The following is a 26,533-nucleotide window of genomic DNA, read 5'->3' as shown; positions in this document are numbered from 1 at the left end:
TCGTTCAGGCCCGCGCCCTTCCCCGCGCCTGTGCGAGCCGGGCCAGATGGTCCTCGTACGCCTTCGCGTAGTACGCCGCGCGCCCCGCGTCCGGCTCCACCACCGCCGTCGGCTCGGTCCACGCCCCCGCGTCCAGGGTGACGCCGTACCGCTCGGCCGCCGCCAACACCGCACCCCGCGCCCCGACTTCACCCTCGACGACCCGCAGCGGCCGCCCCAGGACATCGGCGAGCAGCCGCATCCAGGCGGGGCTGCGCGTACCCCCGCCGCAGACGGCCAGCGAGCCCGTGAGGCCCGCCGCCTCCAGACAGTGACGGGCGGCGTACCCGATGCCCTCGCAGGTGGCGCGGATCAGGTCGCCCTTCGTCGACTCCAGGGAGACACCGGTGAGTTCGGCGCGCAGACGCGGCTCGACGAACGGCGCGCGCTCGCCGGACGGGGCGAAGTACGGCAGGACACGGACGCCGTTCGCGCCCGGCGGGGTCCCGGCGAGCAGGCCGTCGACCTCCTCGTGGTGGACACCGGTCGTCGACAGCACCCAGTCCAGGGCGGCCGTGCCGACCATCGCGGGCATGGCGCGCAGCCAGTGACCGGGACGGTCGGTGGAGATGTACAGGCCGGCCGGCTCGCCGGTCAGGTCGAGATCGGTCGTGGCGACCAGGCTGGCCAGGCAGGTGCCGACGATGAGCAGACCGTCCCCGGGGGTCGTGACACCCGCACCGAGTGCGCACGACGGGAGGTCGTACGGGCCGTTGGCCAGCCGCGTCCCGGCCGGCAGGCCCTCGCCGCGCGCCTCGGCCGTCGCGATCGGATCCCCCACGGGAGCGAGCAGCCCACGGCGGTGGGTCAGCCCCAGCAGCTCCACCACCCGGTTGTCGTACGTCCGTGTCCGCGGATCGAGGAACGGCATCGACGCGTCCGACACATCCGTCGTGACCGGCGCCCCCGTCAGCCGCCGGAACACCATGTCCTTGCAGTACAGGGCAGTGGCCGCCGCGTCGAGGGACTTCGGCTCGTAACGGTCGAGCCAGGCCAGCAGCGGCCCCGGACACCCCGGGAACATGGCGCTCCCCGTCCGCCGGAACACCGTCTCGAAGGTCCCGTCCGCCAGCCACTGATCGAGCAGCTCATGCGCCCGCCCGTCCATCCAGGAGGCAGCGGCCCGAACCGGCCGCCCGTCCTTGTCGACCAGCCAGACGCCGTCGCCCTGCCCGGTCAGTCCGGCGACCTCCACCGGTTCCGCCACCCGCGCGGTCAACGCCTCCAACACACCGACGACGGCCGCGTACACCTCCTCCATGTCCTGCTCGACGACACCGCCGTGCAGGGCGAGACCTACGGGCCGTGCTTCAACGGCAAGTTCATGCCCTTCACCGTCAAACGCGGCGGCCTTCACCATGGACGTACCTACGTCGATCCCGACATACACAGCGCTCTCTCCTTGCGGTCCGGGAGCCGCCCTCAAGGGGCGCGGGGAACTGCGCGATCAGCCACAACGGCGCGGCAGACAAACGACGGTCATTCGAGGCACTCACGTCAACGCGTGCGCGAGGGGCTCCCCCCTCGCCCACCGCCCCACTTCAGCGGCAGCGATCCCCGCAGCCTTCTCCGCCACCGCCCGCGAGGCACCGCCCAGATGGGGCGTCATCACCACCCGGTCGCGGAACCGGAACAGCCGCGACCCCTCCGGCACCGGCTCCTGCTGATAGGTGTCCAGCGCCGCCGCCGACAACTGACCGCTTTCCAGGGCGTCGCACAGTGCGTCCTGATCCAGCAGCGGCCCGCGCGCCACGTTCACCACCACGGCCCCCCGAGGCAGCAGGCCCAGTTCGCGCCCACCGATCAGGCCCCGAGTCTCGTCGGTGAGCCGCGCATGCAGAGTGATCACACGAGACCGCCGCAGAAGTTCGTCCAGCGAGAACACCCGCAGCCCATGGATCTCGCCCCGCACATACGGGTCGTAGACCATCACCTGCGCCCCGAACGCACACAGCGCCCGAGCGACCCGGCTGCCCACAGCCCCGTAACCGACGAGCCCGACCGGCAGGTCCTCCAGCTCCAGTCCGCTGTGTTCGTACGTGTAGTACGTCGCCCCCTGCCAACTCCCCTCGCCGACGAGGAGGTTGTGGGCCTGCGGGATGCGCCGCAGGGCAGCCAGCATCAGGCCTACGGTGAACTCGGCGGTGGCGGCGGCGTTGCGGCCGGGGGCGAAGCAGACGCGGACGTCGTGCCGCTTGGCCGCGTCCAGGTTGACGTTGACCGGGCCGCCCCGGCACACGACCACCAGCCGCAGGTCCGGGCAGGCGTCCAGGACGCGCTCCGTCACCGGCCCCATCTGGGTGACCAGTACCTGCGCCCCCGCGAGCGCGTCGATCAGCTCGTCCTCGGCGTCGCTGGCCTCCGACACCTCGGCCACCGGACCGAAGGGTTCCAGTGGCCAGCCGAGGGTCAACTCGCGTACCTCGCAGTCGAGTTCATTGCGCACCGCCGCCGTGATGAGCGACGGCAGGATGAAGTGGTCGCCGGCGGCGACGACACGCAAGGGTTCGCTCATCGCAGGGGTCTCCTGTCTCGGGGGCGCGCCCGGAGGCACAGATCACTTGGCTCCAGCTCGGTCATCGCCGCCCCTCGTCACGCAGACCTGATAGGTGACCTTGTGCTCGTCCAGGTCCCGCAGAGCCTCCGCCGACGCTCCGTCGTCGACGAGGAGCAGGTCGAAGCGGGAGAGCGGGACGACCCGGTGCAGGGCGGTCCGGGCGAGCTTGGTGTGGTCGATCAGCAGGACGTTGCGGGCGGCCGAGTCGAGCATCGCCCGCTTCACCGACACGATGTGCTGCTCCTGGTGGTAGGCGTAACCGCCGTGCACGGCGGACGTCGACGCGAAGCACACGTCCACCCGGAGCGACTGCACCGCCTCCACGCAGGACACCCCGAGGAACGACGAGTGCAGCGGGTCGTAGTCGCCGCCGAGCGCCATCAGATGGATGCCCCGCTGGTCGGCGAGCAGATTGATCGCCTCCAGGAAGTTGGTGACGACCGTCAGCGGGGTTATCTCACCGAGGCGCAGCCTGCGGGCCATCTCCAGGGTGGAGGTGGAGTCGTCCAGCATGATCGCCATGCCGGGCTCTATCGACCTCAGCGCCTGCTCGGCGACGGCGGCCTTCTCCGCCCGCATGGCCTTCAGCCGGTACTGCACGTTCGACTCGAACACACCCGACGGCTGGGCGGTCACCCCGCCCCTGAACTTCCTGACCAGGCCCTGCCGTTCGAGCTCGTCGAGGTCCCGGTGGATGGTCATCAGGCTCACCCCGAACCGCTCGGCGAGCTCGGCCGCGGTCGCCGAACCGGTGGCCAGGACCTGTTCGGCCATGGCGGCCTGCCGGGCCGCGGGCCCCTGCAGGTGTGCGCTGCCGCTGCTGTTGCTGCTGCTCATCGTGTCCCGATCAGTTTCGTCCTGGGCCCTGGGGCCCGCCGACCTCGAACAGCAGCAGGTTCTCAGGCCGGACCGTCAGCCGTACCGGATCGTCGGACCGCAGCCCGGCCGTGTCGGCCCGCGCCTGCGGGGGGAGGTGTCGGTGGTCGTGCACGTGCGTGTCCATCCGTGACCTCCGGGTGGGGTGGGGCCCGGTGCGCCGTGTGGTTCACACGTCGAGTCGACTCGCTAACCGAGGGTGTAACGGCGGAAGATGGCCGTCAATCCCTCGCGCAGGCGAAAATCTCAGTGCAGAGTGAGAAGTTCACATCCTGGGTCGCGATCCGTGGGAGGTCCGGATGGGATACGAGGGCGAGGCGTGGCTGGGGATCGACCTGGGCACGCAGAGCGTCCGTGTGCTCCTCGTCGCCGCCGACGGCACGGTCCTCGGCGCCGGTTCGGCCCCCCTGGCGGGGGTGCGTGACGGGGTGCGGCACGAGCAGGATCCGGGGGAGTGGTGGACGGCGGTGTGCACGGCGGCCCGCGCCGCCCTCAGGGAACGGCCTGCCCGTATCGGCGGGCTCGCGGTGTGCGGGACGTCCGGGACCGTGCTGCTGACGGATGCGGCGGGGAGGCCGGTGAGCCCCGCGCTGATGTACGACGACGGGCGGGCCTGGGCCGAGGCGGAGCGGTTGCGGGGGGCGGGGCTCATGGTGCAGAACACCTGGGGGCTGCCGAAGGCACTGTGGCTCCTGCGCACCCATGGGCCGGGGCGCATCACCCACCAGCCCGACCTCGTCGCCGCCCGGCTCGTCGGCCGTCCGGTGCCCACCGACTCCAGCCACGCCCTCAAGACGGCCTACGACGTGGAGGGCGACGCCTGGCCGGACCTCCCCGGCGCGCCCGAACTGCCCGAGGTCGTACGGCCCGGCACCCCGCTCGGCGAGGTCTGCCCGGCCGCCGCGGAGGCCACCGGCATTCCCGCCGGTACCCCGGTGATCGCCGGGATGACCGACGGCTGCGCGGCGCAGATCGCGTCCGGGGCGCTGCGGCCCGGTTCCTGGAACTCGGTGCTCGGCACGACGCTCGTCCTCAAGGGCGCCTCTTCCACCCCCGTCCGTGATGCGACGGGCGTTGTCTACAACCACCGTGCACCGGACCGGAGTTGGCTGCCCGGCGGGGCGTCCGGTGTGGGGGCGGGGGTGCTGGCCGCCGCCTTCGCGGGCGCCGACCCGGCCGCGATGGACGCACGGGCGGCCGCCCATGAGCCCTCGGGCGCGGTGGCGTACCCGCTCGTGTCGCCCGGCGAGCGGTTCCCGTTCCTGGCGCCGCAGGCCTCCGCCCTGGTCCTGGGCGAACCCGAGGGGGAGGCCGACCTGTGGGCCGCGCTGCTCCAGGGCGTCGCCTTCACCGAACGGCTCTGCCTGGACTACCTGCACCACCTGGGCGCGCCGATGGACGGCCCGCTCACCTTCACCGGCGGGGGCGCCCGCAGCCCGTACTGGAACCAGCTCCGCGCCGACATCCTCGGCCGCCCGGCCCGCGTACCGGCCCAGACGGAACCGGCGCTGGGCATGGCGGCACTGGCGGCGCACGGGACGGGTGCGGGCTCCCTGCTCGACCTCACCGACCGGATGGTCCGCATCCGCACGGTCCTCGAACCTGACCCCGACCGCACGTCCCTCTTCGCCGAGCCGTACACCCGCCTCGTCGACGAACTGACGGCACGGGGCTGGCTGCCCGCACCCGTGGCGGCACACGCGTACGCCCGTCTCGACCGGAATACTGCAGGCTCATGAGCACGACCCTCCTTCTGGCCCGCCACGGACAGACCGTCTGGCACGCCGAGAACCGTTACGCGGGCGTGAGCGACGTCGCCCTCACCGACACCGGCCGCGCCCAGGCCGAGGCCCTCGGGCGCTGGGCCGCCGCTCATCCCGTGGACGCGATCTGGACGTCCACCGTCTCCCGTGCGATCGTCACCGCCGAGCCCGCCTGCCGCGCCCTCGGCCTCACCCCGCGCCGCGAACCCGACCTGCGGGAATGCGACTTCGGGGTGGTGGAGGGCCGTACGCTCGCCGAGTTCGCGGCCGAGGACCCGAAGGCGGCGGAGGCCTTCCGTGCCGACCCCGTGGCCCACCCCTTCCCCGGCGCCGAGGACCCGGCGGCCGTGGCACACCGGGGCGCCGCCGCCCTGCACCGCATCGCCGCCGCCCACGACGGCGGACGTGTCCTGGTCGTCGCCCACAACACCCTGCTCCGACTGGTGCTGTGCGACCTGCTGTCCATCCCGCTGGGCGACTACCGCCGCGTCTTCCCGCAACTGCGCAACGCGGCGGTCACGGAACTCCGTATGGGCGCCGGGTCGGTCGGGCTGATCTCGCTGAATGCCCCCGTGGCTTCCTCGTAGCCGGGCGGTCCCTGCGATTCAGGGGTGCAACCTGCGGACACGAAGACGCCCCCGTATTCGTACCGGCTCCGGCCCAGGCGCTATGTCCTCCAGCCCCTTGACCAGCCGGACCATGGGCCACCCCTTGAGCACCCTCGAACGGCACCGCCCCGATTCACGTCAACGGACCAGACTGCTCTGGGGTATCTGGCGGCCGGTGACTGCATCGACGAACACATCGCTGGTCTCAAGGCCCATCATCCACACAGGCCGCCATCCCTGGCCTTTGACATTCTGTGCAAGGAGCACTGCACCCTGCGTCGTTCGGCCTGAGTACTGGTGGGCCAGTTGCGCCGCTTTGCTCTCGCTGACCGTGGTCTTCGGCAGTTGGGGGTCCTGTATGGCTCGGGCGGTGAAGTTCATGATGCGACCGGCCGAGGTCACTGTGATGTCCAGCCGCATCGGCATCATCAAGCCCGCCTTGTAACGCCGATAGATGAGTATGTAGACGGCGGTGCTCCCGGATCCGCTCACGCGAACCTTGCGGTGCGCGCCGCGGACTTCATCCGGGAACCAGCGCTCGGCAAAACGGGTGCCGACCGACTCCGCCTGTTTCTGGTTCAGAGATCCTTCTTCGGCCTTGTTGTCCTTGAACGCGGCCTGTTCCAGTTTCTTGTCGGGCCACCAGCCGGAGATGTCTCCGAGGTCGGTTGAAGCCGTCACCAGAATGCGTCCATCCCGCTTTACGCTCACTGTCGGCCCCATGTTGGCCTTCGGGCCGAACACATACCTTGCCGCTCCGGTGATCCAAGCGTCCGAACCATCCAGGGCCCTCGCTTCGGCGGCGGCGTTGTGACGTTCCGACACCGGAACGTATGGGTTGACCGACGAGCGAAACACACCGATCAGGGCCAAAGACCCGACCGTGGCAAGGCCTATGCCCCAGAAGATGTCCTTCTTCCCTAGCCACCCCGCTTGCCCACGGAACTGCAGCCAAGCCGCGGCTCCCACCACGCCGAGCAGCGCTCCCGTCGCGTTGGCGGCGAGATCGGTGGCACTGCACGAGCGTCCCATCGCCCCTTCTGCCTGCACCAACTCGATCACGCCGCTGGAAATGACCGTCACCGCCGCAACGGTCAAAGGCCGCCGGAAGACGAGTACAGCGAAGAACGGCGCCGGGATGAACAAGGCGACGTTCAGCAGCGCACTCGATGACTGGAACATCTGAGGGAACGGCGAGCTCAGATCACAGATGGCGCCCTGCCCGACAGGGCCACCGTCGGTCGGCAGAAGGGTCACCGCAAAGATACCGGCGACGCTGATGGCGCACAGCACACGCACAGTGACCGGCTTCTGCCGTATCCGGGCAATCAGCCCTGTGGGCAGCGCCAGGATCAGCGCAAGCACTCCGAACGACAACAACAGGCCAGGAACAGCTTTGATGGACGCGTCAATCAAGTGAGCGGCCCTTTCACGGCAAGTGACATGGTGAGAGACACAGGGAAGGACCCGCAGTGGCGGGTCCTTCCCCCGAGATCACCAGACGGTTCAGCAGAAGCTGATGTTCGGCGTGTAGTACTGGCCCGTGGAAGCATCCATCAGACCCGCCGCATCGCAGTCCGGAGCATACTTTGCAATGGACTGGCCGCCGAAAGAGTACGAAATCGACTGCCCCGCCGACACTGTCTTCAGCGGGCTGGTGAAGACGGCCTCACTCGTGGACATTTTCAGGTAGGCGGTCACCTTACTGCCGCCGGTCTTTGTGTACTTTGTCGCACCGTAGAAGAGGCTGGAGTTGCCGGTCACCACGGATCCGTTGTGCACTTCGAAGTACAGAGTGCCGTTGCTCAGCTCGGTACTGGTGGTCCCCCCGGTGCCGGCGAAGGCAGCCGTAGAGCCCCCGATTACCAGCGCGGCGGACACGGCGGCGGTGGTCAAGACGCGGCCGATAGCCATGATGTGGAGCCTTTCTCGATAGGTCCCGCCAATAGAGGCGGCAGCTGAGCAACGCACTCAACCAGCACTGTGATCTTGCGACCATGATGAAGATCATATGGTGTGCTTGAAACCTTGACCACTGGTTTGAACTTGCGTCACCAGGCGGGATGGACAAGGGACTTGGGTGACCTGGACTGGTGAAGCAGGCTCACGGCTGCTCCCTGGGATGGACCGGCAGGTGCGCCCATACGGTCTTGCCGGTGCTGCGCGGCCGGACGCCCCAGCTCTCCGAGAGGGCGTCGACGAGGAACAGGCCCCGGCCGCCGAGGTCTTCAGGGCCGGGCTTCTGGAGTTCCGGCATCTGCCACTGGTACGAGTCCGACACTCCAAGTGCGAGGACGCCGTCGCGGCGGCGTAAGAGCGGGCAGGTCTCGGCCAGACCCGGTGACGTTCGCCTGATGCTTGAGCTGTACGGCGTCGAAGACCGGGATGTGTACCAGCAGCTTGAGCAGCTAGCTCGAGACGCCAACAAGCGAGGCTGGTGGCTCAATTATGGCTGGGTCGCCAAGGATCCTGGTTTCGCCGACTTCATCACGCTGGAGACCGACGCGACCTATATCCGTACCTGGCAACCACTCTTCGTTCCCGGTCTGCTGCAGACCGATGACTACCTCAAGACCCTGCTGGGGTCGGGCTTGACGGTCCACTCGCCGGAAGCGATCGAAGAGGCAGTCGCCATCAGGCAGATGCGCAGAAAGCTCATCGAGGAGGACGGCGCTCGATTCGCGGCCGTCATCTGGGAGCCGGCGCTCACAGCACCTATGCCGTCCCGGAAAGCGCACCGTGAGCAGTTGCTCCATGTGCTGAATGTGGCGCAGCGGCAGAACGTGAGGATCCAGGTTCTTCCTGTGTCCGAGTGGCGAGCCGCGCACCTGTCCTCTCACTTCGTCATGCTCAGCTTCGGCCCCGAACCTGGCCCGGAAGCTGTCGCTTACGACACCACCAGCAGCACGGTCGTGCTCGAAGAACCGGCGGACATGGGTACCCATGCGCGAATCTTCGAGGCCCTTGCGGCCGCCGCCCTGACTCCGGACCAGAGCCTCTCGTTCATTCGAAGGATGCTGCGGGAGATCCCGGAGGGAGAGAAAGAAGAGGAATGAAGAACCAGGACATAGTGACGGCGTTCAAGAAGTCCACTGCCTCTCAGGGCGGAGGCCAGGACTGTGTAGAAGTCGCTCACACCGCCGAGGGCGGCCGCGCCGTCCGCGACAGCAAGAACCGCGACGGTGGCATTCAGTTCTACTCGGCCGGTGGATGAGCCGAGTTCGTGGCGGGCGTGAAGGCCGGAGCGTTCGACGTCTGACCTGCTCCGGCCTCACGACGTAAAGGCCGCATGGCACAAAGAAGGCCCTCGCGAGTCACGTCCTCGCGAGGGCTTCCGTCCTTCCGCCTGCCCGCATGAAGGGTGAGAAGACGATCACGAGGCAGGACGCTTCACGGGGTCACGGGGTCAGTTGGCGAGCAGCAGTACGTCCGCACGGGACTTCGCGGCCTCGTAACGGCGCGCCACGTCCTGCCAGTTGACGACCCGCCACATCGCCTCGACGAAGTCCACCTTCTGGTTCCGGTACTGGAGGTAGAAGGCGTGCTCCCAGGCGTCGAAGACGAGGATCGGCACCGAGCCCTGCCCGACGTTGCCCTGGTGGTCGTAGACCTGCTCGACGACCAGCCGACCGCTCAGCGGCTCGTACGCGAGGACGCCCCAGCCCGAGCCCTGGGTGGTGGCGGCGGCCTTCGACAGCTGCGCCCGGAAGCCGGCGAACGACCCGAAGGACTCGGCGATCGCGTCCGCGAGCTCGCCCACGCCGTCCGCCGCCAGCGGCTCACCGCCGCCGTCACCGGTCATGTTCTGCCAGTAGATCGAGTGCAGGATGTGCCCGGACAGATGGAACGCCAGGTTCTTCTCAAGACCGTTGACCGCCGCCCACGACTCCTTGTCCCGCGCCTGAGCGAGCTGCTCCAGCGTGTCGTTGGCGCCCTTCACATACGCGGCGTGGTGCTTGTCGTGGTGCAGCTCGATGATCTCGGGACTGATCACGGGGGCGAGTGCGGAGTAGTCGTACGGCAGGTCAGGAAGCGTGTAGACGGGCATGGGGGTCCCCTCCGGAACTCTTATTGCAAGTAACTTGCAACTACACGCTAGCAACAAAAAGCCCCCGTGCGTACACGGGGGCTTCTTCGCGGGGCGGCCGTCGTCAGCGCCTGGCCCGCTGCCAGGCGTATCCCACCGCCGCCAGGACGGCCGTCATCCCGCCGGTGGAGTAGAGCTGCACCCGGGTGCCGGGCTCCCGGGCCATCAGGACGAAGACCGCCGCCATGCCCGCCAGCGCCACCCAGGTCAGCCAGGGGAACGCCCACATCCGTACCACCAGCTTCTCGGGTGCCTCCCGGTTCAGCCGGGCCCGCAGCCGCAGCTGGCTGACCGCGATGAAGATCCAGACGACCAGGATCACCGCCCCGATCATGTTCAGCAGCCAGGGGAAGACGTCGTCCGGGCGCCAGTAGCTGAGGACGACGCAGACGAAGCCGAAGACGGAGGAGGCGAGGACGGCGATCCGCGGCACGCCGCCCGAGACCCGGCCCAGCAGCTTCGGCCCCTGGCCACGCTCGACGAGCGAGTAGGCGATCCGCGAGGAGCCGTAGATGTTGGCGTTCATGGCCGACAGAAGGGCGACCAGGACGACCACGTTCATGAGCTGCCCGGCGCCCGGGATGCCCAGGTGGTCGAGGGCGGCGACGTACGGGCCCTTCTCGACGACCTCCTTCGAGTCCCAGGGGACGAGCGTCACGATGACCGCCATCGAACCGATGTAGAACAGCGCGATGCGCCACATCGCCGTACGGACGGCGCTCGCCACGCCCCGCACCGGGTCCTGCGACTCGGCCGCCGCGATGGTGACGGTCTCCAGGCCGCCGTACGCGAAGATCGAGGCGAGCACGCCGACGATCAGGCCCTCGCTGCCGTTCGGCAGGAAGTGGGTGAGATGCGCCGTGCCCGGGGAGTCCGTGCCGGGGAGCACGCCCGCGATGGCGAGGACCCCCAGCACCAGGAACAGGCTGATCGCGCCGACCTTCAGGGCCGCGAACCAGAACTCGAACTCGCCGAAGTTCTTCACCGCGGCCAGGTTCGCGACACAGAACACGACCATGAACAGGGCCACCCAGCCCCACTCGGGCGTGTGCGGCAGCCAGCCCGTCACGATCTTCGCGGCGCCGATGCCCTCCAGGCCGACCGCCGTGCAGAGCAGCACCCAGAAGGACCAGCCCGCGGTGAAGCCCGCCCAGGGCCCGATCGCCCGTTCCGCGTGCGCCGAGAACGAACCCGACGACGGATAGGCGGCCGACATCTCGCCGAGCATCCGCATCACCAGCATCACGAGGAGCCCGGAGAGCGTGTAGGCGACGACGATGGAGGGGCCGGCGGCGGCGATACCCGCTCCGGAACCGACGAACAGGCCGGCGCCGATGACCCCGCCGAGGGCGATCATCGACAGGTGGCACTGCTTCAGGCCGTGGGACAGGGTGGCGTCGGCGTCCGCCTGCGGCGGAGTCCCGACCTCGGTGGTGCTGCTGGGCATGGGCGCGGCTCGTCCAGTCCATGAGATGGGCAAAAACGCCCACAGTCTGGGCGGCCTCTCCGCTCAGAAGGAGAGGCCGCCCATTATCCGGACAGGCCCGGTACGTGCTGTGACTATGCGGCTACGGAGGTGTAGTGCGAGGCGTCGCCCTCGATCGAGTAGCTCTCCTTGCCCTCGATGCCGACCGGGATGTCACCGGCGACGGTCACCCGGTGCAGGCGGCGCGGCAGACCGTCGTAGTTGTCGACGGCGTAGTGCTGGGTGATGCGGTTGTCGAAGAGGACCAGCTGGTTCTCCGACCAGCGGTGGCGCAGGATGTTCTCCGGCCGGGTGACGTACGCCTGCAGCAGGTCGAGGATCTTGCGGGACTCGCCCGGCGACAGGCCCACGATGCGCTGCGCGAACCCGCCGATGAACAGCCCGCGCTCACCGGTCAGCGGGTGCACGCGGACCACCGGGTGGACCGTGCGGTACTTGATCGAGGTGAACTGGGCGCGCTGGGCGGCCTGCTGCTCGTCGAGCTCCTCCTCCGGCACGGCGTAGTCGTAGTCGTTGGTGTGCTCCGCCCACAGCGTGTCCGCCAACTGGCGGAGCGAGTCGGGGAGTTGGCGATAGGCGGCCGCCGAGTCGGCGATCAGGGTCTCGCCGCCGTACGGCGGGATCGTGATCGAGCGCAGGGTGCTGGCCTGCGGCGGGTTCAGGACGAAGGTGACGTCCGTGTGCCAGTGGTTGGCGGCGCGGCCGCGCTCGCTGTCGACGGGCAGCACGTTCGGGACGCCGTCCACGGAGGAGACCGTCGGGTGGGCGGTGGTGATGTCGCCGAGGTGGCGGACGAAGGCCTGCTGGCCTGCGTCGTCGAGGTTCACGTCGTCGAAGACGAGCGCCTTGTGGACGTTGAGGGCCTCGCGGACGGCGGCGGTCGTCTCCTCGTCGAGCGGCTTGGAGATGTCGACGCCGGAGACACGGGCGCCGATGTGGGCGGTGACCTTCTGGATTTCGATGTTCGACACGGGTGGGCCGGTCCTTTCAGACGAGGGCGGGTTCCTGGGTGGAGTACTGGTTGGCGGGGCGGGGGAGGCCGTAGCGCTCCCGGAGGGTCTGGTGGGGCCCGTACTCGGTGCGGAGCAGACCTCGGGCCCGCAGGATCGGGACGACCTGCTCGACGAAGGCCTCAAGGCCGGAGGGCAGTACGGCGGGCATGATGTTGAAGCCGTCGGCGGCGCCCTGCGTGAACCACGTCTCGATCGCGTCGGCCACCTGCTCGGGCGTGCCCGCGAAGGTGAGGTGGCCGCGTCCGCCGCCGAGCCGGCCGACCAGCTGCCGGACGGTGAGGCGCTCGCGCCGGGCGAGTTCGACGATGAGCGTGTAGCGGCTCTTGGCGCCCTCGATGGCGTCCTCGGGCGGCAGGTCGGACGGCAGCTGCGAATCCAACTCCAGTGTCCCTTCCGGGAGTTGGAGAAGACGCTCCAGGCGATCCACGCCGTGCGTGTACACGATGTGGTCCTCCAGGACCTGCTCGTTCGCCCGCGCCTCGGCCTCCGTCGACCCGATGACCGGCACGATCCCGGGCAGCACCTTGATGAGCCCGGGATCCCGGCCGGCCGCCGCCGTACGGGACTTGAGATCGGCGTAGAAGGCCTGCGCGTCGGCCAGGGTCTGCTGGGCGGTGAACACCGCCTCCGCGTACCGCGCGGCGAACGTCTTGCCGTCCGCGCTCGACCCCGCCTGCACGAGCAGCGGGTAACCCTGTGGCGAGCGGGGGACGTTGAGCGCGCCCTCGACGCTGAAGTACGTCCCCTTGTGCCGGGGCGGATGGATCTTCGCGTCGTCGCCCCAGACGCCGGCCGCCTTGTCGCCGACGATGGCGTCGTCCTCCCAGCTGTCCCAGAGCTTCAGTGCCACGTCGAGGAACTCGGCGGCGCGGGCGTACCGGTCGGCGTGGGCGGGCTCGTGCTCCAGACCGAAGTTGCGCGCGGCCTCGGCACCCGCCGTGGTGACGATGTTCCAGCCGGCGCGGCCGCCGCTGATGATGTCCAGGGAGGCGAACTTGCGGGCCAGGTTGTAGGGGGAGTTGTACGAGGTGGAGGCGGTGGCGATCAGCCCGATGTGCTCGGTGGCCGTCGCCAGCGCGGTCAGCAGGGTGAGCGGCTCCAGGGCGCCCGCGGGGCGCTGGGCGAGACTGCCCCACAGCTGCGGCCCGTCGGCGAGAAAGAGGGAGTCGAAGGTGCCGCGTTCGGCGATCCGGGCGAGCCGCACATAGTGGTCCAGCTCGACATGCGCATACGGATCGCTTTCGGGCAGCCGCCACGAGGCTTCGTGATGGCCGGTGCTCATGAGGAAGGCGTTGAGGTGGAGCTGGCGGGGCATGGGGTGTCCTTCGGGCGAGTTGTGAAGGGGCCGGGCGGGGCTTGGTCTTTCAGCCCGTCCGGCGTTTGAGGACGAGGCCGTTCAGGCCGAAGCGGGGGTCTGGGGGCGGCAGCCCCCAGACGGTCACCCCACCCCCTCGGTGACACCCAGCGCCGCAAGCAACCGCTCCCGGTACTCGCTGCGTGCACGGGCATCCCGGTCGATGGCCAGATCGACCGAGATCCGCCCGGAGTCGAGCACCAGCACCCGATCCGCCAGCGCGATCGCCTCATCCACGTCATGGGTGACCAGCAGCACGGACGGCTGATGCCGCTTCCACAGCTCCCGCAGCAAGGCATGCATCTTGATGCGCGTCAGTGCGTCCAACGCCCCGAACGGCTCGTCGGCCAGCAGCAGTTCGGGCTCGCGGACCAGCGACCGCGCGAGCGCCGCGCGCTGGGCCTCGCCGCCGGACAGCTCGCTCGGCCAGGCCCGTTCGCGGCCCTTCAGGCCCACCTCGGCGAGGGCTTCGCGGCCCTTGTGCTCGGCGTCCCTGCCGTCCAGGCCGAGGAGTACGTTGTCCAGGACCCGGCGCCAGGGCAGCAGCCGGGAGTCCTGGAAGACCACGGACACCTGCTCCGGGGCCGTGAGCCGGCCGCTGCCGGCGACCTTGTGGTCCAGGCCCGCGATCGCCCGCAGCAGCGTGCTCTTGCCGGAGCCGCTGTGCCCGAGCAGGGCCGTGAACTGTCCCGCCGGGAGGTCGAGGTCGATGCCGTCGAGGACGGCCCGCCCCTCGAACGACCGTGTCAGCCCCCGGAGCCGGACGGCGGGCCGGGTCAGCTGCTCAGTGTGCGGCGCCATGACAGCACCCTCCGTTCGATGAGACGGACCGCGCTGTCGGAGACCAGGCCGAAGATCCCGTAGACGAGCAGGCCGACGAGGATGACGTCGGACTGGCCGTAGTTCTGGGCCTGGAACATCATGTAGCCGAGCCCGCTGGTGGCGTTGATCTGCTCCAGGACCACCAGGCCCAGCCAGGAGCCGGTCACCCCGAGCCGGAGTCCCACGAAGAATCCGGGCAGGGCGCCGGGTATGACGATCTGGCGGATGAACCGGAAGCGGGACAGCCCCTGCACCTCGGCGAGTTCGACGAAGCGGCTGTCGATGCCGGACAGCGCGGAGTGCGTGTTCAGATAGATCGGGACGTAGACGACGATCGCGATGATCGCGATCTTGAACGCCTCGCCGATGCCCAGCCAGAGGATGAACAGCGGGATCAGACCGAGGGTCGGGATCGCCCGGTTGAGGTTCACCGTCCCGTCGATCAGCGCCTCGCCGACCCGGCTGAGCCCGGCGGCCAGCGCCAGCACGACCCCGGCGGCGAGACCGATCGTGAAGCCGTACGCGGCCCGTTCGAGGGAGGTCAGTATGTCCGTGGGCAGCGTCCCTGAGCTCCACAGCCGGCCCGCGGTCCGCAACACCGTCCAGGGCGCGGGGATCGCGGCGGGGTCGAGCTGTCCGGCGGCCGAGGCGGCGGCCCACAGGGCGAGGAAGAGGGCGGGGCCGATCAGCCGGGAGGCGGGCAGCCGCCTGCCGGGGGACAGGCCGCGACGGCGGCGCCGTACGGGGTGGCTCCGCTGTTCCTGAGCCTGCGCCGGGAGCGCAGTGGGCGTGGTCGCGGTCGTGGTCATGGCGGTCACCTCCGGTACTCCGCCGGCACGGCCTTGGCGGCGATGGACTCGAAGCGGTGGTCGAAGAGCGAGGAGACGTCGAACTTCTTCACGAAGCCGCCCTCGGCCAGCAGATCGGCGGTCTCCTGCTCCCACTTGATCGCCTCTGTCCAACTCGGCGGGAACAGCGGCTTGTTGGCGAGCTTGCTGATGCCGCGGGCCTGCGCGAGGGTCAGGTTCTGCGTCTTGACGTAGAACTCCTCGTTCCAGGCGTCGGGGTTCTCGTACGTCCAGATTTGGCCCTTGGCCCAGTACGGGATGTACGCGGCGACCGCGGCGGCCTTCGCGGGGTCGTTGAGCACGGAGGTCGGCGCCCACAGCAGGTTGAGGAGGTCGACGACGTCCGTGGTGATGGCGTGGGCGCCCTTGGACTCGTACTGCCCCAGATAGGCGGGTGCCTGCTGGTTGGGGAGCGGCGCGATGTCCACCTGGCCGGACTGCAGGGCGGTCAGGAACTGGTTGCTGGTCAGCGGGACGAGGTCGACCTCGTCGTACTTGAGGCCCGCCTTCTTCAACGCCCGCAGGAGCACGACACCCTGGGCCTGGCCCTGCGAGAAGGCGAGCTTCTTGCCCTTGAAGTCGGCGACCGACCGGATGTCGCTGCCGGGCTTCGTGGCGAAGAGGTAATTGGGCTTGCGGGTGATGTCGATCGCGACGATCTTCGCGTCGAAGCCCTGGTAGTGCGCCTGGATCGGCGGGATTCCCGCATTGTTGGCGACGTCCAGGGATGTGGCGCGGAAAGCGTTGATCACATCCGGCCCGGCGCCGATGTTCAGCCAGTTCGACACCTTGAACGGCAGGTCGCCCAACTTGGCCAGTCTGAACTGGAGCTGCTCGGTGTTCTGATACGAGGCGATCTTCAGGCTCGTACCGGCCGGAACCCTGTCGGCGAGCGGCGCGGTCGAGACGCCCTTGCTGTCGGCGGATGCACTGCCGCCCGCGCAGCCGGTCAGACCGGCGACACCGGCTGCGGCACCGAGCACTGAAGTGAGAAAGAGCCGTCGATCGAGACCGGGCACGGGAGAAGAAGGCATGGCAGGACTCCGTGAGTCGGGAAGGAAAGAAAGGCATGCGGAATTCCCGGGCGACAGACGGCCGGAGAAAAGGGATTCACACAGCAGGAAATGAGCGCTTCACACGCGGCAACGTGTCAGCAACAAAGGGTGCGACAGCTCACGATCGGGCTCATGAGTACGATGTTCCTGGTCGGCGCCGAGCCCTGTCAATATTCGGCGATTCTGAATTAAATAGCCTCAGGTCAAGCGGCCAGCGGATCCCGGTAGAGCACGTCGAGGGCCACCGAACCGCCCGCCACCGCGAGCACCGAATCCGGGAAACTCGTCGGCACCACGGCCGCCGCACGCTCGTCGCCGACCCCTTCGCGCAACGCGTTCAGGCAGTCCTCCCGGTGGATGATCCCGACCTCCGTCACGACCACCGTCTCCGGATTGAGCACATCGAGCAGCAGCCGCGCCGCCCGCCCGATCGCACCCGCCCGCTGCACCAGCAGCCGTACCGCCTCGGGATCGTCCGCGGCGGCCGCCGCGACCACATGCATGGGGTTCACGCCGTTCGTCACGCCCGCCTCCCGTGCCCGCCGGCACAGCGTCCGCTCGCTCAACTCGGCCTGCAGGCAGCCGATCCGCCCGCAGGCGCAGGGCTCCGTGCCGCCCGGCACCGGCAGATGCGCGATGGCGCCCGCCTGGGAGCGTGGCCCGTGGTGCACCTCGTCACGGGTGGCGAACGCCGCGTCGACCACGTTGCCGACGAACAGATGCAGCATGCTGCCGCTGCCCCGCGCCCGCCCGAACAGCCGCTCCGCGTTGACCAGCGCCCGTGCGTGGCCGTCCACATGGACCGGCAGCCCGGTACGTTCGCCGAGCACCTCCCGCACCGCCACCTCCCGCCAGCCGAGCAGCGCGTGCTCGACGACGGTCCCCGACTCCCGGTCCACCCAGCCGCCGACGGCCACCCCGACACCGAGAGCTCTGCACCGGGGGTTTCCGGCCAGCAGCGCCCCGAGCCCCTCGGCGGCCCGGGACAGCACCCACCCGGGATCGGTGCGCTCGTGCTTCAACTCGCGCCGCGCCACCACCCGGCCGCGCAGATCGAGCAGCGCGACCGTGGTGTACGGCACCGCCACATGCACCCCGCCGACCACGAACCGGGAGTCGTCCAGGTCGACGGGGACGTGCGGTCGGCCCACCCCGTTGGACCGCCGGGGTACGGCCGACTCGCGGATCAGGCCCAGTTCGGCGAACCGGGCGCAGTAGTCCGTCACCGACGCCGGCGAAAGGCCGGTCAGCCGGGCGATGGTGCTGCGGGCCACCGGACCGTGCTCCAGCACGGACCGCAGCACGACGCTCGCGCTGGTCCGGCGGCGGGTGGAAGGGGACGCAAGGGTGGATGCCATGGCAGAGGGCATGGGAGACCGTCCTCGGGAACGGGGCCGACACGTCTCGGAGGTCGAGGCGTGCCGCGGCCGCCTCACACCGGACGGCGACAGGTGGCAGCACCCTGGCGTCGCAGGTCGACATAGCGACGCGACGTGAAGTTCCGGGCCTGGGCAACCATGGCTCGAAGCGTAGGCCAGAAAAGGTGAATCCGGCCAGACCACTAGGATTCATTTGGTGAGATCCTACAGATCGGCCCGGGACCTGCTGGGTGAGCACCGCCTCCCTGCCTCAGTGACCGGTATCACGCGAAACCCCGTGTAGCCGACACTGTTTGTTCGAAGCCCACCAAGCTCGCGTTCCAGCATTTGTCGATCGCTGACGGTGATCGGCTCGAGGCCGCCGGGATAGCGTCACCGTGTCCCAGCATGTCCCCGTCACCCGCGGAGTCCCCATGAGCACCGCTGCCGCCACCGCCCGCCCCCGCGAGGTCCTCGCCGACCTCCTGCCCGCCTCCCGCGTCCGGGACGTGGCACTCGTGCTCGGCGGCGCCGCGCTCACCGGCCTGGCGGCCCAGATCTCCGTGCCCGTCCCGGGCTCCCCGGTGCCGGTGACCGGCCAGACCTTCGCCGCGCTGCTGGTCGGCACGGTGCTCGGCGCGAGCCGCGGCCTCGCCTCGCTCGTCCTGTACGCGCTGGCCGGACTGGCCGGTGTGCCGTGGTTCGCGGGTGGCAGCTCCGGTGTCTCCGTCTCCTTCGGCTACATCCTCGGCATGCTCCTCGCGTCCACCGTCGTGGGCGCCCTGGCCCGGCGCGGCGCCGACCGCTCCGTGCTGCGCATGGCGGGCACCATGCTGCTCGGCGAGGCGATCATCTACGCCGTCGGCGTCCCGTACCTGGCCTACGCCGCCGACATGTCCGCATCCGCGGCGATCGCGGCCGGCCTCACCCCGTTCCTGATCGGCGACGCCCTCAAGGCCGCCCTGGCGATGGGCGTCATGCCCACCGCCTGGAAGCTCATCGACAAGCGCTGAGGTTGTAGTTCCTGCGGAAGAGGTTCGCCGGGTCGTACGACGACTTCAGCTCGGCGAGCCTCTTCAGTGTTGCGGCGTCGTACAGCCCGTCCGTCCGGTCCCCGCCGCCGAAGGCGAAGTTGAGCGCACGCCCGATCGTGACCGGAGCGAGCAGCGCGAAAGCCGGATCCAGCACTGCGCGCGCCGCGTCCCGGTCGCCCACAGTCAGCAGCCGCACCAGGAACCGCCCTTCGCGGTACGGCACCGAGTTCGGCGCGGGCCGGGCGAGCGCCCCGCCCAGGTGGTTGATCTGCAGGACGCACATCGGACCACCCGCATCCGGCCCGGCCACGGCGAGCAGCTCACCGGCCCGCTCCACGTCCAGCTCGCTCAGCACCGCGCTGTCCCCGTAGTACGCATGAGGGAAGTCGGGGTCGCTGTGGATGGTGTGGCTCTCGGCATACGGCATCTCGCGCAGGGAGTCGGCGAGCACGGGCCCCGACCCCCGCAGCGGGGCGACGAGTTGCTCACCCTTCGCCCCGGTGTACGCGACGCGCACGGAGACGACGTACCGGCCGCGCAGGTGCGGCGGCAGCGCCGGGATGTCCGGATACGGTACGGCCGTGAAGGAGGAGGTCAGCCCGTCGGGCACGGTCCGCGTCCACTGCTCGTACGCCCGCAGCAGGGCCGCCGGGTCGACCTGGCGGCCGTCGAACGCGAGCGAGCCGCCGTAGAGCGTCCGCACGGGCACGAGACCGATCTCCAGCTCGGTGACGATGCCGAAGTTGTGGCCGCCGCCGAGCAGGGCCCAGTACAGGTCGGGGTCGGACTCCGGGGTCACGTGCCGGAGCCGGCCGTCGGCGGTGACAAGGTCCAGGGAGCGCACATGGTCGGCCGCGTACCCGAACTCCCTGGCCAGGATGGACAGTCCGCCGCTCAGTGTGTAGGAGACGGCGCCTACGCCCGGCGCGGAGCCGTTGAGCGGGGCCAGACCGTACGGCTCGGCGGCCGCCACCACCTGCCCCCAGCGCACGCCCGCCTGGACGCGCGCGGTGCGTGTCTCGGGGTCGACGGTCACCCGGTCCATCCGCTTCGTCGTCACCAGCACCCCGCCCGTGGAGGCGCCGGGCAGCCCGTGCCCGGTGGCCTGGACGCCGATCGGCAGGCCGTGTCCGGCCGCGTACCGTACGGCGGCGATCACGTCCTCGGCCGAGGCGGCGGCGAAGACAACGGCGGGGCGCTGCGCGAACCCGGTCTGGAAGCCGGCGATCTCGTCGTCGTAGCCGGGGTCGCCGGGACGGAGGGTGAGCAGGTCAGCGGTGTGGTCGACGGAGTTCATGGACCGCATCGTGCCCGCATAACCTGACAAGTGCCGTCAGGTTATGCGGGCGATCTGGTGACCGGTGTGCCCGAGGGGGTTCAGCCGCGCAGCCGCTGCGGGGTCGGCCGCCGGGAGGACCACCACAGCCCCGCCGCACCGGCCGCGATCAGCGACGCGCCCGCCGCGCCCAGCGGCAGGACATCGCGCCCGACACCGGTCTTCGGCAGTTCGCTGCCGCCGGCCGGGGCCACCGGCTTGTTGTCGGTGCCGAGGAGCAGCGGGGTGGCCGGGGCGTTCGGCGACGGATTGGTCGTACCGAACGGAACCGGGCCCTGCTGCCAGTACGTCTTCTTCCCGTCACCGGACTGCACGGGAAGGCAGATCTTGCCGGTCTTGCGCAGGTCGAATGTGGCGTCGACGGCAAACGACTTGGACTTGCCGGCCGCGAGATTGTCGATCGGGCAGGAGAAGCCGCTGTTCGAGCCGGCCGGAAGGTTCTTTCCGTCAATCCGGGAGCAGCCTTGAACACTTTTGACCGTGAGGCCGTCGAATCCGACGACAAGAAGCTGGATCTTTCCGCTGTCCTTGGTCCCCTCGTTCTTCACCGTGGCGGTGAGCGCCGTTTTCTGCGAGCCATTGGCGACCGAGATCCTGGAGGGCAGGAGCGTGGTCAGCTTTACACCTGCCGGTGCCTCGTCGACGGCCTTTCCCCCCTTGCCGCTGCCCGGCCCCTGGTCGTCCGCGCTGGCGGTGCAGGAAAGGATCATCACCGCCGAAAAAGATACCGCGACCAGCGATCCCGCGATGGTCGTCGTGCGACGAGAACTCATGTTCACATCCCCCTTGGCTGCGCCTGAATTCGCAGTACTTGAAGAGCTACCACAAGATTTCTCCGCACTATGCTGGTACGCCGTGAAGTGTGACCATTGTGTTTCAGTCGGGGCGCGGTCGAGATGATTGAGATAGTCGAGAGAATTTCGGTGGCTGAGGGGGTGCGGCGGATTGCCGGGGAATACGAGGAGCGGCGGAGTCCCAGGGCTACTGGTGACGGGGCGCTATCGGTTGGTCGAAAGCATCGGTCAGGGAGGAATGGGGCGGGTGTGGCGAGCCGCCGACGAGATGCTCGACCGCCCGGTCGCCGTCAAGGAGATGCGCATAGACGGCCTGGACGCAGAGGACAGCCGCACCCGCCGCGAACGCACGCTGCGGGAGGCCAGGGCCACCGCGCGGATCGACCATCCCAACGTCGTGCGGGTCTACGACGTGGTCGACGAGGGCGAACGCCTGTGGATCGTCATGGAGTTGGTCGTCGGCCGCTCCCTGGAACGGATCATGGTGGAGGAGGGGCCGCTGGCACCGGGCGAGACGGCACGGATCGGGCTCGGTCTGGTGGCGGCGCTGCGTCAGGTGCACGCACGCGGTGTCCTGCACCGGGACATCAAACCGGGGAACGTCCTGGTGGAGGACAAGGGCCGGCGCATCGTCCTCACCGACTTCGGCATCGCCGCGATCCAGGACGCCAAGGCGCTCACCATGGTCGGCATGCTCGTCGGCTCCCCCGACTACATGGCCCCCGAACGCATCTCCGGCCGCCCCCAGGGCCCGCCGTCGGACGTGTGGTCCCTGGGCGCGACACTCTGCGCGGCCCTGGGCGGCCGCTCCCCCTTCTCCCGCGGCACGACCCTGGCCACCCTGCACGCGGTCCTCTACGAGGAGCCCGAACTCCCCGCCGCGGCCGGTCCCCTGCGTGACGTCCTGGCAGCCCTGCTGGAGAAGGAACCGGCGGCCCGCCCGGCCCTGCCCGCCCTGGAGGAGGCCCTGCGCCGGGTCGCGTACCCGGCACCACGACCGACGCATGCGGAAGAACCGTCCGGGTCCCAGGAGCCGCCCGGCACCGAACCGGTCGAGGGTGCCGATCCGAGCCCGGCGGGTGCCGAAGCAGAGCCCGAGCAGCCCGGCGGGTCCGAGGGGCCCACCCCGGCCTACCTGGACACCCGTCCGGTACGCGCCGCACGCGACCCCAGGCAACCCGCGCCCGCCCCGGTCGAGGACGCGGTACCCCGAGGACCGACCCGCGACTTCCGCCGAGAGCGCCCCCCGGCCCCGCCCCCGGAAGCACCCTTCACCCCTTGGGCACTCCCGGTACCCGTGCAGCTCCCCAACGCCTCCACCGAAGTCCCTTCCGAACTGCGCTCTCAGGCCCGTTCCGAGGTCTCGTCCGCCGACCCCGCCCATCGGAATGCCCCCGACGGCCCTCACCGAGGTCGCCACCGCGCCCTACTCGTGGCCGCCGGCGGCCTGGTGGCGGCCGGTGCCCTCGTCGCCGTATTCCTCCTGACGAACTCCGGATCACCCGGCGGCGACCACGCAGGCTCCTCGACCGCACCGACGACATCCGCCACCACGCCCGCCGACAGCCCGCCGCCCACCGTGGAAGGCACGTCCAGGCCGCAGAGCCTGCCTCCCGGGGCGCACCGGGAGGCAGGCGGGTTCGCGTGGGCGCCGCCGCAGGGCTGGCGGCGGGATCTCAAGACGGGGGCCGAGGTGCACTACACGTCCCCCGACGGCACACAGGAACTGGTCGCCAAGTCGTCCCTCGCCCGCGGCGACCTGATGGAGACCTGGCAGAAGTCGGAGCAGGACGCCCACCAGGGCCAGGACTACCGGAAGATCCGCCTGGAGAAGACGACGTTCCGCGGCACCCCGGCCGTGCTTTGGGAGTACACCTTCACCATGAAGGGCACCCCCTGGCACGCCCGGCTGCTGGGCTTCGACCAGGACGGGAAGTCGTACCAGATCAACACCTGGTACCAGCCGGAGACCGAAGCCCAGGCCCTCAAGACCTACGACAGGGTCAAGGACAGCTTCACGGTGCTGTGAGCGGTGAAGCGAGGGGCGCCGGCGTCAGCCGGCCTTCACCTTGTCCTGCCCCCGCGCCTTTGCCGAGGCCGCGCCCGCGACAGCGGCCCGGCCGCCCCCGCGCACCTTCTCCTTCACCACGGCGACGACCAGCACGACCGCCGCGACCAGCAGCGACAGCAGTACGGTCTCGCGCCCGTCGTGCTCCGTGTCCGTGAGCATGTAACCGAGCACGAACACGATCAGCGCGGCCGTCGCCCAGGTCAGATACGGGTACAGCCACATCTTCACGACCAGCTTCTCCGGTGCCTCGGCCTGGATGATCCTCCGCATCCGCAGCTGGGAGAAGCAGATGACCAGCCACACGAACAGCGCCACCGCACCACTGGAGTTGACCAGGAAGAGGAAGACCGAGTCCGGGAACTTGTAGTTGAAGAACACGGCGACGAACCCGAAGACGACGGACGCGACGATCGCGGTCATCGGAACGCCCCGCGAGGTGGTCCTGGCGAACGCCTTCGGCGCGTCCCCCCGCTCACCGAGCGAGAACGCCATCCGGGAGGCCGTGTACAGACCCGAGTTGAGACAGGACAGCACCGACGTCAGCACGATGAAGTTCATGATCTGACCGGCGTGCGCGATCCCGAGGGAGTCGAGGGCGGCGACGTAGGAGCCCTGCTTCTTGATCGAGGGGTCGTTCCACGGCAGCAGGGTCACGACGACGAAGATCGAGCCCAGGTAGAAGACGCCGATACGCCAGATGATGCTGTTGGTCGACTTGGTGACGGCCCGCTGCGGGTCCTCCGACTCACCGGCGGCCAGCGTCGCGATCTCGCTGCCCATGAAGGAGAAGACGACCAGCAGTACGCCGGTGAGGATCGCGCCGGGCCCGTTGGGCAGGAAGCCGCCGTGACCGGTGAGGTTGCCCAGGCCGGCCTTGTCGCTGTGGACGCCCGGCAGCACCCCGAAGACCGCGAGTCCGCCGACCACGATGAAGGCACCGATCGCGACGACCTTGATCCCCGCGAACCAGAACTCGAACTCGCCGTAGGAACCGACCGAGACGAGGTTGGTGGCGGTCAGCACCGCCATCACGATCAGGGCCCAGCCCCACTGCGGAACGGCCGGCACCCACCCCGCCAGGATCTTGGCCCCGGCGGTGGCCTCCACCGCGAGCACCACGACCCAGAAGAACCAGTAGAGCCAGCCGATGGAGAACCCGGCCCAGCGGCCGAGCGCCCGGTCCGCGTGCGCCGAGAACGAGCCGGAGGTCGGGTTGGCGGCGGACATCTCGCCGAGCATGCGCATCACAAGGACGACGAGCGTGCCGACGAGGGCGTACGACAGGAGGATGCCCGGTCCCGCGGTGGCGATACCGGAGCTGGAGCCGACGAAGAGGCCGGCGCCGATGACGCCGCCGATGGCGATCATCGACAGATGGCGGTTCTTCAGTCCGGCCTGGAGACCAGTCATGGGGAATTCCTTTGCGCCGGGTGAGCGGTCCGTACGGGTCGCGTACGAGTTGGTCCAGTGAAACGGAGGCAAAGGAATTCGTGAACCTTTGAATCCAGATCGTTACTTGAGGTTTCCTTGAGGTTCCTTGGTCGGGGTTGCTGTGCTGGTCCCCCTTCCCTCCCGGCCGCCACCCGAGGCTGCTGCCCGGAAACAGCCATGTCACACTCGGAACCATGCGCGTGTATCTCGGCTCCGACCATGCGGGCTTCGAACTCAAGAACCACCTCGTCGAGTGGCTCAAGGCGGCAGGCCACGACCCCGTCGACTGCGGCCCCCACATCTACGACGCCCAGGACGACTACCCGCCCTTCTGCCTCCGCGCCGCGGAGCGGACGGCCGCGGACCCCGACGCCCTCGGCATCGTGATCGGCGGCTCCGGCAACGGCGAGCAGATCGCGGCGAACAAGGTCAAGGGCGTCCGCGCGGCCCTCGCCTGGAGCGAGGAGACGGCGTCCCTCGGCCGCCAGCACAACAACGCCAACGTCGTCGCGGTGGGCGCGCGCATGCACACCCAGGAGGAGGCGACCAAGTTCGTCGAGACGTTCCTGGGCACCCCGTTCTCCGAGGACGCCCGCCACATCCGCCGAATCGACATGCTCGCGGAGTACGAGACGACGGGCGACCTGCCCCCGATCCCGCCCCACCACCCGCAGCAGTAATTTGAGGCCACTCCGGCCTTAGAGCTTTCCAGCCCGTGCGGCGCCTGGGCTTTCCAGCCCGTGCGACGCCTGGGCTTTCCAGCCCGTGCGACGCCGGGGCTCTTCAGCCCGTCCGGCGCCTGAGCTTTTCAGCCCGTCCGGCGTTTGAGGACGAGGCCGTTCAGGCCGACCGGGGGGCCAGGGGGCGGAGCCCCCTGGGCGGGGCTGAAGGGGCGGCAGCCCCTGGGGACGGGAACGGGTAGGGGCGGCGGGGGCGCTGCAGCCATCAGCGGCTACGCCCGGGCCGCCACGCCCGCCCCACCCACGGACGAACAGGAGCGCCACCGTGCCAGAGGGGCACACGATCCACCGCCTGGCCAAGGACTACGCCACAAACTTCCTCGGCACGAGCCCCCACGTCACCAGCCCCCAGGGCAAATTCTCAGACGCCGCAGAACTGCTCGACGGCGCCGAACTCACCCACACAGAAGCCCACGGCAAACACCTCTTCCTCGGCTTCCGCGACACCGACTGGGTCCACATCCACCTCGGCCTCTTCGGCAAGGTCACCTTCGGCGACGCCCCGGCACCCCCGCCCACGGACACCGTCCGCCTCCGCCTCGCGAACAACACGTCGTACGTGGACCTCCGCGGCCCCACGACCTGCGCCCTGATCACGGACCCCGAGAAGAACGCGATACACGCCCGCCTCGGCCCCGACCCCCTCCGCGAGGACGCCGACCCACAGACGGCGTACCGACGCATCACCCGCAGCCGTACGACGATCGCCGCACTGCTCATGGACCAGAAGGTGATCGCAGGCGTCGGCAACGTCTACCGCGCCGAGGTCCTCTTCCGCCACGGCATCGACCCCTACCGCCCCGGCAGGGACGTCACATCCGCCGAGTGGGACGCGATCTGGTCCGACCTGGTCGAGCTGATGCACGAGGGCGTCCGCAACAACCGCATCGACACCGTCCGCCCGGAACACACCCCCGAGGCGATGGGCCGCCCGCCGCGCGTCGACGACCACGGCGGTGAGGTGTACGTCTACCGCCGGGCCACCCTGCCCTGCCACATCTGCGCCGGCGAGATCCGCACCGCCGACCTCGCCGCCCGCAACCTCTTCTGGTGCCCCACCTGCCAACAGCGCTGACGCGCCGCTAGTGAGCCGGTCTTGAGTTCACCTCTCGCCACGTGAGGTGCGGTTCGTTTCAGATTGCGGCGTGGGCGGTGACGGAAACTGTCGGCTGCGGTCTGATGGAGGAGTGGGCGACAGCAGGCTGCAGCCTCTGGAGTTATCCGAGGACGAGCGGCTGACTTTGCAGGGGTGGGCGAAACG

At 69.6% G+C, this 26,533-nt stretch carries 26 protein-coding genes; 8 read left to right on the top strand and 18 right to left on the bottom strand.

All coding sequences use genetic code 11. From position 1 onward, the window contains the following. Positions 1-4 precede the first annotated feature (4 nt). The 4 genes from ACWCRD_RS12735 to ACWCRD_RS12720 all read right to left on the bottom strand — a co-directional run bounded on the left by ACWCRD_RS12735 (position 5) and on the right by ACWCRD_RS12720 (position 3,599). Positions 5-1,429: an FGGY family carbohydrate kinase gene (locus ACWCRD_RS12735; protein ID WP_450965873.1), complete on the bottom strand. Its 1,425-nt coding sequence runs from the start codon at positions 1,427-1,429 to the stop codon at positions 5-7. Between the two features lie 102 nt (positions 1,430-1,531). Next, positions 1,532-2,554: a 2-hydroxyacid dehydrogenase gene (locus tag ACWCRD_RS12730; protein ID WP_450965872.1), complete on the bottom strand. Its 1,023-nt coding sequence runs from the start codon at positions 2,552-2,554 to the stop codon at positions 1,532-1,534. A gap of 42 nt (positions 2,555-2,596) precedes the next feature. Beyond that, positions 2,597-3,433 carry a DeoR/GlpR family DNA-binding transcription regulator gene (locus ACWCRD_RS12725; protein ID WP_450965871.1) on the bottom strand — a complete coding sequence of 279 codons (837 nt, stop codon included), beginning with the start codon at positions 3,431-3,433 and terminating at the stop codon, positions 2,597-2,599. Between the two features lie 10 nt (positions 3,434-3,443). After that, positions 3,444-3,599, bottom strand: a complete 156-nt coding sequence (locus tag ACWCRD_RS12720) for a hypothetical protein (RefSeq protein ID WP_450965870.1) — start codon at positions 3,597-3,599, stop codon at positions 3,444-3,446. Between the two features lie 172 nt (positions 3,600-3,771). On the opposite strand from ACWCRD_RS12720, the gene ACWCRD_RS12715 reads away from it, so the two are divergent. Then, entirely contained in the window at positions 3,772-5,211 is a 1,440-nt protein-coding gene (locus ACWCRD_RS12715) for an FGGY-family carbohydrate kinase (protein ID WP_450965869.1), read from the top strand. Further along, the gene (locus tag ACWCRD_RS12710; RefSeq protein WP_450965868.1) at positions 5,208-5,822 is read left to right on the top strand and encodes a histidine phosphatase family protein; all 615 of its coding nucleotides are present in this window, start codon (positions 5,208-5,210) and stop codon (positions 5,820-5,822) included. Before ACWCRD_RS12715 ends, ACWCRD_RS12710 begins: the two co-directional genes overlap by 4 nt. A 159-nt stretch (positions 5,823-5,981) precedes the next feature. Here ACWCRD_RS12710 and ACWCRD_RS12705 read toward each other — a convergent pair whose 3' ends face one another. From ACWCRD_RS12705 to ACWCRD_RS12695, 3 genes are all read right to left on the bottom strand, one after another. Then, positions 5,982-7,259 carry a VanZ family protein gene (locus ACWCRD_RS12705; protein WP_450965867.1) on the bottom strand — a complete coding sequence of 426 codons (1,278 nt, stop codon included), beginning with the start codon at positions 7,257-7,259 and terminating at the stop codon, positions 5,982-5,984. A 90-nt stretch (positions 7,260-7,349) separates the two neighbouring features. Then, complete coding sequence (locus ACWCRD_RS12700; RefSeq protein WP_450965866.1) at positions 7,350-7,757, bottom strand: hypothetical protein; 408 nt, start codon at positions 7,755-7,757, stop codon at positions 7,350-7,352. A 190-nt stretch (positions 7,758-7,947) separates the two neighbouring features. Beyond that, complete coding sequence (locus ACWCRD_RS12695) at positions 7,948-8,100, bottom strand: ATP-binding protein (RefSeq protein ID WP_450965865.1); 153 nt, start codon at positions 8,098-8,100, stop codon at positions 7,948-7,950. A 97-nt stretch (positions 8,101-8,197) separates the two neighbouring features. Here ACWCRD_RS12695 and ACWCRD_RS12690 point away from each other — a divergent pair, with 97 nt between their 5' ends. Both ACWCRD_RS12690 and ACWCRD_RS12685 read left to right on the top strand, forming a co-directional pair. Next, positions 8,198-8,899, top strand: coding sequence for a DUF5753 domain-containing protein (locus ACWCRD_RS12690; protein WP_450965864.1), 702 nt, complete (start codon positions 8,198-8,200; stop codon positions 8,897-8,899). Continuing rightward, complete coding sequence (locus ACWCRD_RS12685) at positions 8,896-9,057, top strand: DUF397 domain-containing protein (RefSeq protein ID WP_450965863.1); 162 nt, start codon at positions 8,896-8,898, stop codon at positions 9,055-9,057. Before ACWCRD_RS12690 ends, ACWCRD_RS12685 begins: the two co-directional genes overlap by 4 nt. Before the next feature lie 192 nt (positions 9,058-9,249). On the opposite strand, the gene ACWCRD_RS12680 is transcribed toward ACWCRD_RS12685, so the two are convergent. The 8 genes from ACWCRD_RS12680 to ACWCRD_RS12645 all read right to left on the bottom strand — a co-directional run bounded on the left by ACWCRD_RS12680 (position 9,250) and on the right by ACWCRD_RS12645 (position 17,866). Further along, positions 9,250-9,891 (bottom strand): superoxide dismutase, encoded by a 642-nt coding sequence (locus tag ACWCRD_RS12680; RefSeq protein ID WP_450965862.1) that lies wholly within the window; start codon positions 9,889-9,891, stop codon positions 9,250-9,252. Between the two features lie 103 nt (positions 9,892-9,994). Then, on the bottom strand, positions 9,995-11,377 hold the full coding sequence (locus ACWCRD_RS12675; RefSeq protein ID WP_450965861.1) for an amino acid permease: 1,383 nt from the start codon (positions 11,375-11,377) through the stop codon (positions 9,995-9,997). A gap of 113 nt (positions 11,378-11,490) precedes the next feature. Continuing rightward, a complete protein-coding gene (locus tag ACWCRD_RS12670) occupies positions 11,491-12,387 on the bottom strand; it encodes a TauD/TfdA dioxygenase family protein (protein ID WP_450965860.1) in 897 nt (298 codons plus the stop codon). A gap of 16 nt (positions 12,388-12,403) precedes the next feature. After that, positions 12,404-13,744, bottom strand: coding sequence for an LLM class flavin-dependent oxidoreductase (locus ACWCRD_RS12665; protein WP_450965859.1), 1,341 nt, complete (start codon positions 13,742-13,744; stop codon positions 12,404-12,406). A gap of 123 nt (positions 13,745-13,867) precedes the next feature. After that, on the bottom strand, positions 13,868-14,584 hold the full coding sequence (locus ACWCRD_RS12660; RefSeq protein WP_450965858.1) for an ABC transporter ATP-binding protein: 717 nt from the start codon (positions 14,582-14,584) through the stop codon (positions 13,868-13,870). Continuing rightward, on the bottom strand, positions 14,560-15,414 hold the full coding sequence (locus tag ACWCRD_RS12655) for an ABC transporter permease (protein ID WP_450965857.1): 855 nt from the start codon (positions 15,412-15,414) through the stop codon (positions 14,560-14,562). Before ACWCRD_RS12655 ends, ACWCRD_RS12660 begins: the two co-directional genes overlap by 25 nt. 5 nt (positions 15,415-15,419) lie before the next feature. Beyond that, positions 15,420-16,487 carry an ABC transporter substrate-binding protein gene (locus ACWCRD_RS12650; RefSeq protein WP_450965856.1) on the bottom strand — a complete coding sequence of 356 codons (1,068 nt, stop codon included), beginning with the start codon at positions 16,485-16,487 and terminating at the stop codon, positions 15,420-15,422. 224 nt (positions 16,488-16,711) lie between these two features. Next, the gene (locus ACWCRD_RS12645; RefSeq protein ID WP_450965855.1) at positions 16,712-17,866 is read right to left on the bottom strand and encodes an ROK family protein; all 1,155 of its coding nucleotides are present in this window, start codon (positions 17,864-17,866) and stop codon (positions 16,712-16,714) included. A 434-nt stretch (positions 17,867-18,300) separates the two neighbouring features. On the opposite strand from ACWCRD_RS12645, the gene ACWCRD_RS12640 reads away from it, so the two are divergent. Continuing rightward, entirely contained in the window at positions 18,301-18,879 is a 579-nt protein-coding gene (locus ACWCRD_RS12640; protein ID WP_450965854.1) for a biotin transporter BioY, read from the top strand. Here ACWCRD_RS12640 and ACWCRD_RS12635 read toward each other — a convergent pair. Next, positions 18,863-20,197 (bottom strand): FAD-binding oxidoreductase, encoded by a 1,335-nt coding sequence (locus ACWCRD_RS12635; protein ID WP_450965853.1) that lies wholly within the window; start codon positions 20,195-20,197, stop codon positions 18,863-18,865. The genes ACWCRD_RS12640 and ACWCRD_RS12635 overlap by 17 nt on opposite strands. 80 nt (positions 20,198-20,277) lie before the next feature. Then, positions 20,278-21,009, bottom strand: a complete 732-nt coding sequence (locus tag ACWCRD_RS12630) for an LPXTG cell wall anchor domain-containing protein (RefSeq protein WP_450965852.1) — start codon at positions 21,007-21,009, stop codon at positions 20,278-20,280. A gap of 214 nt (positions 21,010-21,223) precedes the next feature. On the opposite strand from ACWCRD_RS12630, the gene ACWCRD_RS12625 reads away from it, so the two are divergent. Further along, positions 21,224-23,059, top strand: coding sequence for a protein kinase domain-containing protein (locus tag ACWCRD_RS12625; RefSeq protein WP_450965851.1), 1,836 nt, complete (start codon positions 21,224-21,226; stop codon positions 23,057-23,059). A 24-nt stretch (positions 23,060-23,083) separates the two neighbouring features. Here the strand turns inward: ACWCRD_RS12625 and ACWCRD_RS12620 are convergent, their stop codons facing one another. Next, positions 23,084-24,511: an amino acid permease gene (locus ACWCRD_RS12620; RefSeq protein WP_450965850.1), complete on the bottom strand. Its 1,428-nt coding sequence runs from the start codon at positions 24,509-24,511 to the stop codon at positions 23,084-23,086. Positions 24,512-24,726: 215 nt separating this feature from the next. Between ACWCRD_RS12620 and ACWCRD_RS12615 the strand changes: the two genes are divergently transcribed. Continuing rightward, positions 24,727-25,212, top strand: a complete 486-nt coding sequence (locus ACWCRD_RS12615) for a ribose-5-phosphate isomerase (RefSeq protein ID WP_450965849.1) — start codon at positions 24,727-24,729, stop codon at positions 25,210-25,212. A 325-nt stretch (positions 25,213-25,537) separates the two neighbouring features. Continuing rightward, positions 25,538-26,347 (top strand): Fpg/Nei family DNA glycosylase, encoded by an 810-nt coding sequence (locus tag ACWCRD_RS12610; RefSeq protein WP_450965848.1) that lies wholly within the window; start codon positions 25,538-25,540, stop codon positions 26,345-26,347. Positions 26,348-26,533 lie beyond the last annotated feature (186 nt).

It is taken from the genome of Streptomyces sp. NPDC002092 (genome assembly GCF_053593775.1).
Note: the sequence above shows the minus strand (reverse complement) of the source record. Positions and strands in the feature narration are given on the sequence as shown.